At 45.0% G+C, this 8,150-nt stretch carries 9 protein-coding genes and 1 pseudogene; 5 read left to right on the forward strand and 5 right to left on the reverse strand.

Annotated elements, in window-relative coordinates; genetic code table 11:
- Window positions 1-164: 164 nt before the first annotated feature.
- Both P5674_RS19895 and P5674_RS19900 read right to left on the reverse strand, forming a co-directional pair.
- Entirely contained in the window at window positions 165-863 is a 699-nt protein-coding gene (locus P5674_RS19895) for an MBL fold metallo-hydrolase (RefSeq protein ID WP_006616452.1), read from the reverse strand.
- A 102-nt stretch (window positions 864-965) separates the two neighbouring features.
- Entirely contained in the window at window positions 966-1,379 is a 414-nt protein-coding gene (locus P5674_RS19900; RefSeq protein ID WP_006616451.1) for a hypothetical protein, read from the reverse strand.
- An 89-nt stretch (window positions 1,380-1,468) separates the two neighbouring features.
- Between P5674_RS19900 and P5674_RS19905 the strand changes: the two genes are divergently transcribed.
- The gene (locus P5674_RS19905; protein ID WP_006616450.1) at window positions 1,469-1,681 is read left to right on the forward strand and encodes a hypothetical protein; all 213 of its coding nucleotides are present in this window, start codon (window positions 1,469-1,471) and stop codon (window positions 1,679-1,681) included.
- A 67-nt stretch (window positions 1,682-1,748) separates the two neighbouring features.
- On the opposite strand, the gene P5674_RS19910 is transcribed toward P5674_RS19905, so the two are convergent.
- Complete coding sequence (locus tag P5674_RS19910; protein WP_006616449.1) at window positions 1,749-2,786, reverse strand: RNA-guided endonuclease InsQ/TnpB family protein; 1,038 nt, start codon at window positions 2,784-2,786, stop codon at window positions 1,749-1,751.
- Between the two features lie 111 nt (window positions 2,787-2,897).
- Here P5674_RS19910 and P5674_RS19915 point away from each other — a divergent pair.
- The 3 genes and pseudogenes from P5674_RS19915 to P5674_RS19925 form a co-directional block, all read left to right on the forward strand.
- Window positions 2,898-3,034, forward strand: a pseudogene (locus P5674_RS19915) (transposase); the annotation flags it as partial.
- 247 nt (window positions 3,035-3,281) lie between these two features.
- Window positions 3,282-4,223 (forward strand): polyamine aminopropyltransferase, encoded by a 942-nt coding sequence (gene speE, locus P5674_RS19920; protein WP_006616448.1) that lies wholly within the window; start codon window positions 3,282-3,284, stop codon window positions 4,221-4,223.
- A 158-nt stretch (window positions 4,224-4,381) separates the two neighbouring features.
- A complete protein-coding gene (locus P5674_RS19925) occupies window positions 4,382-5,449 on the forward strand; it encodes a branched-chain amino acid aminotransferase (RefSeq protein WP_014275325.1) in 1,068 nt (355 codons plus the stop codon).
- A gap of 183 nt (window positions 5,450-5,632) precedes the next feature.
- Here the strand turns inward: P5674_RS19925 and P5674_RS19930 are convergent, their stop codons facing one another.
- Window positions 5,633-6,778, reverse strand: coding sequence for a hypothetical protein (locus P5674_RS19930; RefSeq protein WP_006616292.1), 1,146 nt, complete (start codon window positions 6,776-6,778; stop codon window positions 5,633-5,635).
- 23 nt (window positions 6,779-6,801) lie between these two features.
- The gene (gene dapF, locus P5674_RS19935) at window positions 6,802-7,662 is read right to left on the reverse strand and encodes a diaminopimelate epimerase (RefSeq protein WP_006616291.1); all 861 of its coding nucleotides are present in this window, start codon (window positions 7,660-7,662) and stop codon (window positions 6,802-6,804) included.
- A 43-nt stretch (window positions 7,663-7,705) separates the two neighbouring features.
- On the opposite strand from dapF, the gene P5674_RS19940 reads away from it, so the two are divergent.
- Window positions 7,706-7,918, forward strand: a complete 213-nt coding sequence (locus tag P5674_RS19940) for an Hfq-related RNA-binding protein (protein ID WP_006616290.1) — start codon at window positions 7,706-7,708, stop codon at window positions 7,916-7,918.
- Window positions 7,919-8,150 lie beyond the last annotated feature (232 nt).

Here is an 8,150-nt window from a genome sequence, read left to right on the forward strand (position 1 = left end):
TGTATCACCAGAAAGATAGATAAACCCGCCCTTTCTTTCTTACCAGTCAGCTTTGGTGTATCACCAGAAAGATAGATAAACCCGCCCTTTCTTTCTTACCAGTCAGCTTTGATGTATCACCCGAAAGATGGATAAACCCACCCGGTCATATTTTAGTTAAAGACTTAGGAAAGACTGGGAACTTTTCCGCAGCGTTCATTAGCAGGAACCGCCGCCATAATTTTTTTAGGGTCGGGAAGATTGAGACTATTCATGAGTTCAATAAAACTCTCGCGGCTGTTTCCGGCTAAACGGGGGTTGTAAAGTTTTTCTTCTTTAATAGTGGAAACTGTATGACCTCGATAGTCATGACCAGGATAAACTAGAGTATTTTCGGGAAGTGTAAAGAGTTTTTGAACAATGCAATCATAAAGTTGTCCGGGGTCGCCACTTTGGAAATCAGTACGTCCACAACCTCGGATTAATAGGGAATCTCCGGTTAAAATACGATCGCCATTTACCCAATAGGTGATATGGCTGTCAGTGTGTCCGGGAGTAGCGATCGCCTCAATTTTAATCTCCCCTAATTCTAAGACTTCTCCATCACCAATATAGCGATCGGCACAGGCTGCATTAGCCTTTTGGGGCACAATTCCCAGACATTCGGTAAGCTGGCGTAGTTTCCCCGTCCCGGTAATATGGTCAGCGTGAATATGGGTTTCTAAACAATAGCGTAAGTTTAATTCCAATTCTTCCAGCAATTTCAGATCGCGATCAACTTGTTCAAGAACCGGATCCACTAATGCTGCTTCCTTGGTGACAGTATCGGCAATTAGATAGGTATAAGTGCTGGTTTCCGGGTCGAATAGCTGACGAAATAGCATTGATTCTCCTTTAGCCGTTGCATTTAGATATTATGTGAATACTTAACTAGATAGTAAAGTATTAAATGCTAAACGTCAATGGTTTGGGGTGATGGTTTGGGGTTAACGAAAGTAAGGTCTTCCTTTCCAGAAAACGCCGACGAGAACCCCAAGAAAGGAAAATCGTGATAAAGTGATCACGATGCCAGGTATGGGAAGTAAGGATTTAATCCATAAGCCCAGGAGTAGACAGGCAAGCAAAGCCCAGAGAGTGCCAGAATTAAGGATGATCTGTTGGTCCCACAGTTCCAAGAGATAAACAGCCAAAGCGCCGATACCGATCGCCGACACGATAAACATAATTATGCCCAAGGGTGGAGAATACAAGAAGGCGATCGCCTGAGAGAGACTAGCCGAATGTGTTAAACCCAGAGTCAACAGCAACTCAACCGCCGCCACTATAGCCACTGTGACCCCGGCGCTTTGAAGCAGCCACCGCCAGGGTAAAGATTTCAATTGGTATATTAAACGATTCATGGTCTGATCTCCTGTATGAGTAGCCGACAATCTGACTGCTATACTACAATTTTTGGCAGGTTGTCGAATTTGAGAGAGAGGAAACTATTGTGGAAACTACCATCAATTGTGCAGAAGCCTGTAAAAATGGTTGTATTCTGGGTGATAAATGCCCCCACCGGGAATATGTGACTTCTGTATCGAGTTTTATTGAAAATACATCTTTAGATCAAATGCTAGATATAGCAGAAGAAGCTGTCCGCAAAAAACGCACAGCACCACCTCAATGGATAATCCCAGACTTTCCTGAAAATCAATCTTGACATACTCACGCCCCCTGAAGTCACGGTGATTCTTGACGCTTCACTGACTGACGCTACCAAGGTAGTCTTATTTCTGTCTCAGCGTCCGTTTAGAGTCTCCCAATGCCCTGTGGCGACTTTGTTCTATATTCTTGGCTGCATTTTCATCTCGGTCGTGTTCAGTGCCACAATTTAGGCATCGAACCGACCGAATTTTTAGATCGAGCTTACCCCATTTGTAGCCGCATTCAGAGCAAATCTGGCTGGTCGGTTCCCATGGGCTGATGACGTGAAACTCTCTACCAAACTTATCAGATTTTGACTCACAGAGCGTTCTAAACTCTCGCCAACCTTGCCAACTAATAGCCCTGGCTAGACGGCAATTTTTGACCAAGCCTGACATATTCAGGTCTTCTAAGGCAATCGTTTGGTTTTCACGAACCAGCTTAGTAGACAATTTGTGCAAGAAATCTTGGCGGGTATCTGCAATTTGATTATGCAGTTTCGCAATTTGAATTCGAGTCCTGTTTCTCCGTTTTGAGTCTTTCTGCTGACGGGCTAGTTTTTTCTGGAGCTTGCGAATTTGGCAGTCTGCTTTCGAGTAATCAGGGCTAAAAGCCTTCTCACCGTTGCTCATGACCGCAAAAGTTTTAATTCCCAAATCAATCCCGATGCTTTGGTTTTTAGCCTCGACCTGAATCGGTTCAACTTCTACAACAAAGCTCAAGAAATAGCGGTTAGCACCATCTTTGATGACTGTAACCGAACTGGGTGCGGACGGCAATTCCCTCGACCATATGGGTTTTATATTACCAATCTTGGCTAAAAACACCTCTCCTTTTTTGATGGAAAATGCAGTTTTTTTGAAGGTCGCAGACTCCTTATTTGCTTTTTTCTTAAATCGAGGTAGCCCTACCTTTTTACCTTTTCGCTTTCCGCTAAGGGAATTAAAATAGTTTTTGTAGGCAGCATCTAACTGTTTAAGAGATTGCTGTAATGGCACAGACGAAACACTAGCCAGCCATTCTCTAGCCTCAGTCTTTTTGGTTTGGGTCAACGTTGCCGAAAGCTGGTTGTATCCAGGGTACTTATTGGACTTACTGAAAGCTAGAGCATCATTCCACACTACCCGAACACAACCAAACAATTGATAATTGATAATTATTATCGGCTCCAGACTCCCGAAAATCCCCGGATTCCCGACTCCCTAAGTTATTCAGAAAACCCTATCTATAGTCGATATGGTCAAGCTGGCTACCCTAAACCATAGGCCAAGATGCGCTCTGGAGTCCAAGCTATTTTGTTAGCTCCGTTGGAGGTGCGCCCATAGAGGTTCTCAAGCAGTACACTAGGGAACAAGAAAAGCCGTCCTAGAAGGCTATGCACTGAGTATAATCGAAGTGCGATGCACTGAGCCTGCCCAAGTGACGGGGTTTTAGACCCATGCTTCTGATAAGTTAACCCAGGCCAGAGGAGATCAGAAATATTGCCACCGAAAACACGAACATATATCTAGCTTGTGTTTGGTTAGTGGTTGATTAGGGGGATGACATGAAAGCGATCGCTATGCGGATTTGGGATATAATCCCTTTTGGTCAAATCATACCCGGGAGGATAATTTATGGCTGGCAGTGAAGTTCAGGCTGATTTTTGGATGACAGAGTACATCACACCTTGGGATATTTATGCTCACGGGGTTATCGATGTTCTAGCCCATCAAAAAACCCCCTATCAGGAGATGTACATTGTTGAAACTGGGGCTTATGGTAAAGCCCTAGTCCTGGACGGTAAATGGCAGTCTTGCACCGGGGATGAGTTTCTGTATCATGAACCCCTAGTCCATCCGGGGATGGTCATTCAAGGTAAACCAGAGAAAGTCCTAGTCTTAGGTGGCGGCGAGGGAGCAACTATCCGGGAAGTGTTGCGCTGGAAAACTGTTGATCGGGTGGTAATGGTTGATATTGATGGGGATGTAGTGGAGGCGTGCCGCCAATATCTGCCAGAAATGCACCAGAATGCTTTTGAAGACCCCCGGACTGAATTAGTGGTTGGGGATGCGTTGGAGTTTCTCGATACCACCGACCAAAAATGGGATGTGATTATTTCTGATCTCTCAGACCCCATTGAGGAGGGACCCTCATTTAAACTGTTTACTAAGGAGTATTTTGAGAATATCCGGCGCGTCCTGGCTGATGATGGGATATTTGTGATTCAAGCGGGCCCGGTGGCTCCCGGAAATTTGAACCTTCACGTTCGGATTGTTAATACAGTTAACGCTGTGTTTCCCCATGTTCAATCCTATACTAGCTTTATTCCCACCTATGGAGCCCCGTGGGGATTTGCGATCGCCTCGCAACACCCCATTGATCCCTATCCTCAACCGGAGAAAACAGATGAAATCCTCCAACAGCATACTGTAGGCGGTATGCGGATGTTTGACGGTACTACCCTGTTAGGACTATTTCAACTTCCCCGACATCTACGAGAGGCGATCGCCGCTGAGACTCAAGTATACACACTTTCCGAACCTCCTAAATTCTTTGGCAAAGGCAAGTTAAATTAGCCTAGAGAATTGTTAATTGAGGCGATAAATTACCAGATTTTCGGGAACTGGGAACAGTTAGACAGCCTAGTTAATCAGATAATTACTAACTAGCGTCTATCTACTGTTCCCCCATAAAATCCATCATTTTAATCATTTGCCACCTACTTAAAATTATCATGAACAATCCGCATCTGCCCCTACGAATTGAGACTACCAAAAAATCCCGTATTAAAGAACTAGAAACCGAACCCATACCCTTCGGCAAAATCTTCAGCGATCATATGTTAGTGGCTAACTATAGCCAGGGAAATTGGCAGGATGTTCAAATCATCCCTTACGGTCCCATAGACCTATCCCCCGCCACGTCTGCTCTCCACTACGGACAGGCTATCTTTGAAGGGATGAAAGCCTATAAAAACCCCAATGGTGAGCCATTATTATTCCGACCGGATGCCAACCATAAACGGATTAATCAATCCGCCGAAAGGTTATGTATGCCAGCTATTCCCGAATCCATTTTTATTGATGGATTGAAAGAGTTAATTAAGTTAGATGCTGATTGGATTCCTAATAAAAATGGCAGCGTTTTATATATTAGACCGATTTACTTTGCTGTTGATGAATCGGTAGGATTAAAACCCTCGGATTCCTATAAATTTATCATTATCACCTGTCCGGTAGGTGCTTATTATTCCCATCCTGTTAAATTGATTGTCACGGAAAAATATGTGAGAGCTTTTGAAGGGGGAACCGGTGCCGCGAAAGTAGCCGGAAACTACGCCGCCAGCCTTCTCGCAGACCGAGAAGCTAAAGAGAAAGGCTATGATAATGTGATTTGGCTTGATGGCATTCATCGCCAATATATCGAAGAATGTGGCACGATGAACTTAGCATTTGTGATTGATGGAGTAGTTGTCACCCCGAAATTAACCGGAACTATTTTAGCGGGAATTACGCGGGATAGTGTGTTAACTTTATGTCGTGATTGGGGAATGCCGGTAGAGGAAAGGGCGATCGCTATTGATGAGATAGTCCAAGCCTACCATCAAGGAACTCTCACGGAAGCCTTTGGTATGGGAACAGCAGCAACTATCGCCCATATTTCCACCATTGGATATCAGGGAGAAGACATGATTTTACCTCCCGTAAGCGATCGCAAAGTAGCCAATCAAGTTTTCCAGAAACTCGAAGAAATCAAAACCGGGAGAACAGAAGATATCCACAATTGGATATGTAGACCATAGTAATAGATGCTTTTTCCCTGTGATTGCCGTCTAATTGGCGGCTAATTGACCCGTGAAGGGCATCATTTCCGCCTCAAGGTATAACTTGCTTTCATGGGCATACTAGGCTGTAGTTGCCCGCTAATTGCCCGCTAATTGCCCGTTAGTTTCTGACGGGCTTTTTTAGTCATCATCAGACAAATATCAGGCTTTCTTAATTTCCTTAATCACCCAATCAAAAGTTTCCATAACCTGTTGTAGGGCTGTTTCATCCTGGAGAGTAGACAGACGCAAAGTTAGCGATCGATACTCACTCGGTTCTACCGGGAGAGATAAACCAATAGAACTAAACTTATTGCGAAGTTCCAGCCATTTGTCCTGACAATCAAAAGGAGGTTGAGAGGCATATTTATTAGAGGAAATTTCCAAACGCCCGGAAATATCCACACTAAATAACTTGTGAGTTTTTTTACCCTTTTGATGAAGCCAAGCCGTAAACCCGCCATAGATATCCCCGGTTCCCCATTGAATATCAATTTTCGGCTGTTGTTGTTTCGCCCAAGCGTGAATTTTCTGGGCTAGTTGTGCTTCATCAGTTCCCCGGCGGATATTTAATTCCTCAAAAAAAGACATCTCATCCCAGCGTCTGCGTTCCCCAGTAGCGCTAGATTTTTTCTGTTGCGCTTCCGCCGTTTGACCAATTACCCGAGGTACTAAAGTCCTTAAACCTTCCTGACTGACATATTGCTTAATTTCCACCGCCCAGACTTCCCCAGGGTCAGTTTGCTTATTGAGAAACTCAACCACCCGACGCAAAGAGGGGGAGATTTCATCAGCCACAAAAACCAGACGAATTTTGCCAGCCTGTAGATTAGTTTTCACTTTTTGCCAAAAACGCTCTTCCTTAGCATCAGGTCCCAGAAACTCCTCAAAAACCTGTTCTGGATCGCGACCTTGTTCGCGACAGTTAGCCTCAAATTGAGCAATAGTGGATTCAATAGGCCAGTAAAAGCCAACATGGGCCGCATAATCCAACATTAGCCCGATCGCCTTTTGGCGCATTTCCGTATTACGGATACGGCGAATATCCACTAAAGTAGGGATAGCATCCTGGTCAATAAACAAATGATCCAAAGACCAGCGACCGCCGCTTTCCTCCTCCGGGGGAACCATAGCATCCCTGGAAATCAATAGCCACCGTCTAGGGGTGGCGCGATCAATCTCATCCCCAGCCAGCAAATTCGGATAAGATTCTAGCAAGTCCTGAAGTTGATCCTCAGAATCATAGTCTTGTTCCATCATTTCCACAAGCTGATCATCATCTTGAATGAGATAAATGCCTCCACCCATAGCAATTTCCTTGATTTACCTAATTATTTTTCATTAATTGGGAAAGTTAACTGACCCTGAAAAACCGCTTGGGCTGGTCCAGTCATGTATAACCGTTGGTCTGTAGCTGACCATTCAATCTGTAGACAACCCCCTGGAAGTTCTACAGTTACTTGGCGATCGCATCTTTGGGTTAATACTCCCGCCACCACAGAAGCACAAGCCCCAGTTCCACAGGCTAAAGTTATCCCAGCACCCCTTTCCCAAACTCGCATTTTGACATAATCCGGTCGCACTACTTCAATAAATTCTGTATTGGTTCGTTCAGGAAAAGCCGGATGATGTTCAAACAACGGACCAATTTCCGTTAATGGAACACTAGCCACATCATCTACAAAAGTGATGCAGTGGGGGTTTCCCATACTCACGCAGGTAACAGACCAGGGCTGTCCTGCTACCTGTAGGGGAACATCGATAACCTTGAGGCTATTTTCAGATAGGGTGGTGGGAATTTCCGCCGCCAGTAGCCGTGGTAATCCCATATCTACTTTAACCTGACCATCGGTTAAAAGTTGGGGACAGATCACCCCGGCGGCGGTATTAATTTTATAAGCGATCGCCGTCCCAGTTTTCCCTTCTAACTCAGCGATAAACTTAGCCAGACAGCGAATTCCATTCCCGCACATTTCCGGTTCGGACCCATCAGAGTTAAATATTCTCATGGTGTAGTCACTAGCCCCGTCACCGGGAAGGGCGAATATTACCCCATCAGCACCAATACCAAAATGGCGATCGCACATTTGCACAGCTTGTTTCTGTGTACAAATTGGCTCCGACTGATGACGGTTATCAATCAGAATAAAATCATTACCCAAACCGTGATACTTTGTAAACTCAATTGCCATCACTGATATCTCAATCTCCTGCATTAATAATAACTAATCGATTATGCCCGAGTTCAATACCGATTTACCCAGCGTCCGCAAGTTACAAACCTACATCAAGGATAAACCCACTGTTAAGATTCAATTACTCACCGAAGATATGTTAGAGGGCCAAATGCTGTGGCAAGATCCTAACTGTATCTGTTTACAACCCCCACAGGGGGAACCGATTTTGGTCTGGCGAGAGGCGATCGCCTATATACAAGCCAAATCTTGACCCTCTCCCCCTCTCCCCCTCTCCCCAGAGGGCGGGTTTATTTATCTTCCCCTTGGGAATCACCATTCACAGCACAACCCGCCCCTACATCGGCACGGGAATCACCATTCACAGCACAACCTATGAGGGCGGGTTTATTTATCTTCCCCTTGGGAATGAGGATTCACAGCACAACCGGCCCCTACATCGACATGGGAATCACCATTCACAGCACAACCTATGAGGGCGGGTT

The sequence above is a fragment of the Limnospira sp. PMC 289.06 genome (assembly GCF_032350395.1).
Taxonomy (GTDB): domain Bacteria; phylum Cyanobacteriota; class Cyanobacteriia; order Cyanobacteriales; family Microcoleaceae; genus Limnospira; species Limnospira platensis.

Excerpts from the sequence above, each read along its gene's own strand:
- P5674_RS19895 (WP_006616452.1), bottom strand. The coding sequence starts at position 863 with ATGCTATTTCGTCAGCTATTCGACCCGGAAACCAGCACTTATACCTAT.
- P5674_RS19900 (WP_006616451.1), bottom strand. The coding sequence starts at position 1,379 with ATGAATCGTTTAATATACCAATTGAAATCTTTACCCTGGCGGTGGCTG.
- speE (WP_006616448.1), top strand. The coding sequence starts at position 3,282 with ATGGCTGGCAGTGAAGTTCAGGCTGATTTTTGGATGACAGAGTACATC.
- P5674_RS19925 (WP_014275325.1), top strand. The coding sequence starts at position 4,382 with ATGAACAATCCGCATCTGCCCCTACGAATTGAGACTACCAAAAAATCC.
- P5674_RS19930 (WP_006616292.1), bottom strand. The coding sequence starts at position 6,778 with ATGGGTGGAGGCATTTATCTCATTCAAGATGATGATCAGCTTGTGGAA.
- dapF (WP_006616291.1), bottom strand. The coding sequence starts at position 7,662 with ATGGCAATTGAGTTTACAAAGTATCACGGTTTGGGTAATGATTTTATT.
- P5674_RS19940 (WP_006616290.1), top strand. The coding sequence starts at position 7,706 with ATGCCCGAGTTCAATACCGATTTACCCAGCGTCCGCAAGTTACAAACC.